Annotated in this window: 1 protein-coding gene; it reads right to left on the bottom strand. The window is 39.5% G+C overall.

Annotation, left to right across the window (positions count from 1 at the left end; translation table 11 throughout):
• Positions 1-179 precede the first annotated feature (179 nt).
• Positions 180-2,588: a glycoside hydrolase family 127 protein gene (locus ACMJ0U_RS04480; protein ID WP_417128442.1), complete on the bottom strand. Its 2,409-nt coding sequence runs from the start codon at positions 2,586-2,588 to the stop codon at positions 180-182.
• Positions 2,589-2,682 lie beyond the last annotated feature (94 nt).

The raw sequence follows: 2,682 nt of genomic DNA, 5'->3' as shown, positions 1-2,682 counted from the left end.
CTTTCCAGTATTATTATATCATCAACATTGCAAAGTAAACCAAAAATAAGAATCTTTGAGGTACGGTTTTGTTTCTCTATAGGGTATATTTTGTTTATATCACCTCTTTATAACTTTTTATACCCATATAGATAAAAAGTTAATTATCAGAGAGAAACAACATAATCAATCTCTTTATCTTACTTTACTTGCCATTCATATATACCCGCTGTTTTTTCATCGGGAAGTACGACTTCCAATTTTATTGCTTTCGTTTTCACTGTTTCAAATTTAACAGCACTTCCATCTCCTTTAACGATACTGTATGCATTCAGATTCTCTACAGGGAGCCATTTCCCTTCAGTATTTTTATAATAAATCTTCCATGATTTCGGAATGCTGCAACTGCCCCAAGGGGTATCATCAAACCAATAAACAGTTGAAGTGGAAACCTGTACTTCTTCCGGAAATTCATAAGAAATCCATTCGGTAGTACCTGTTTTAGGATACCAGTGGTAATAAGGAATAGTACGGTCATTTTCATCCTGAGGTATTAGTCCATCGGCAACAGAAAATAATGTCGGTATTTTATGTGATGCATCTATCTTACTTTTTGAAGCCAAAGTAGGAATAGCTTTCGGACGAGTTGCATTGACTTCATCCGGTAACCACACTGCCATATTTCCAGTTCCACGATGCGCCCATGCATAATAAGGAATCAGTGTCAGTATACGGTCTTTTACCAGCAACCGTCCTGCCTTATCATATTCCAGCGACTGTGCCTGTGTCTGAATCTGATTAATGCCACAAAGCAAATCTTTCCTCTCGATTACTTTAAACTCCGAACGAGGATTCAAGAGTACACTTAATACATCAAAATCATTATCTGCCCACTCAGCACAATAAACAACAGGTCCACGTTCTATAGCTACACGTCCCCGATCGGCTTCTACTTTATTATTGGCTGTAACTGTACGCACATTCATATCAAAATGTACTTCCACTGAATCTCCTTTCTTCCATTGGCGATTAATAGAAAAATAGCCATCTTGCAAATCGGCATGAACTTCTTCACCGTTCACCATCACACGATATGAAGGATCAAGCTCATCCGTGTATGTATACAAATTACTTGGGACAACCTGATTTCGTACCCAGCCAGGAATACGGATTTTCAGTGTAAAATCCTTTGCAGAGTTATGAGTAATCCTAAGCTGGACATCTCCATTCCACGGATACGAAGTTGTCTGCGAGAAAGAAACTTTCTTACCACCCACATTCAGTGTAGCATCATTCGACATGAACAGATTAACATATACCTCCTTGTCTTTCACAGCATATATATAGCCGGGGACAGAAGGTATAAAACGACAGATATTGGAAGGACAGCATGCACATCCGAACCAGGGTTGACGTTGATGTTGCCCCATAGACTCCAGTGGATTAGGATAAAAGAATTTACCACCATCAAGAGAAACTCCCGAAATCAATCCATTATATAATGTACGTTCAAGTACATCATAATATTTTGCATCTCCATGTAATAAAAACAGCCGGTAATTGACATACACATTTCCAATAGCCGCACAAGTTTCACAATAAGCCGACATATTAGGAAGTTCATAGTTCTTGCCAAAAGCCTCTCCGTTGCTTGTCGCTCCGATACCTCCTGTAATATATAATTTCTTTGATACTATATTTTCCCAAATCCGGTCTATAGCATGCACATAAGCTGTATCGCCTGTAAGTGCTGCAACATCTGCCATGCCGGCATACATATATGCAGCACGCACTGCATGTCCGACAGCTTCATCTTGTTCTACAACTGGCTTATGCGCCTGACTATATGCATCCCTTCGGGAAGTATATCCGCGCTTATCCAGAAAGAATTTCGCCATATCAAGATATCTCTGTTCACCCGTTACAAGATAAAGTTTAGCCAAAGCCATTTCCGCAATCTGATGTCCGGGTACACGTACCAGTTTTCCCGGTCCTTCCCCTATCTCCCTACAGACACAATCTGCATAGCGAATTGCAATATCAAGAAAATTACGTTGTCCCGTAGCCTCATAATGAGCTATGGCCCCTTCAATCATATGTCCCAAGTTATAAAATTCATGACTTAGCTCTTCCACTTTTTCCCAACGCCGACTGCCAGCCCATTGATGTGGATGTGCCGGATTCATAGTGCGTGAAGTATATAGATAGCCGTCAGGCTCCTGTGCACCGGCAACAATGACCAGCACACTGTCTATGTATTTCTTTAGTCGTTTATCCGGATAAGTCTGAAGCAGATAACTTGCTCCTTCAATGGTTTTATATACATCAGTGTCATCAAAAGAATATCCCGTCACTTTATTGCTGTCACTGGGGTGGGCAGCCATTTCAAAATTTTTATAACGTCCAGTTTCTTCACATTTACTAAAAGCCAGTGGGATGGTAACTTCACGACTTGCCTGTAAACGTTGTCCCCAAAATGAATCCGTCAATTTCACAGATGTAAAAGGTACTGGAGTTATAGGATAACCGTGAGATATCACCTTTTCACGAGCATAAATTCCACCTCCTGTTATTCCCAAAAGCAATGCAGAAATTATCAGTTTTTTCATAGGTTTATTTTTGTGTTTTCCATAATGATTCAAAATCTCAATCGTATAATACAAATGTAAAAAAGACATAATTGCAAACTGGTATAAATTTGTT

The sequence above is a fragment of the Phocaeicola sp. genome (genome assembly GCF_048170425.1).
Classification (GTDB): Bacteria; Bacteroidota; Bacteroidia; order Bacteroidales; family Bacteroidaceae; genus Phocaeicola.
Note: the sequence above shows the minus strand (reverse complement) of the source record. Positions and strands in the feature narration are given on the sequence as shown.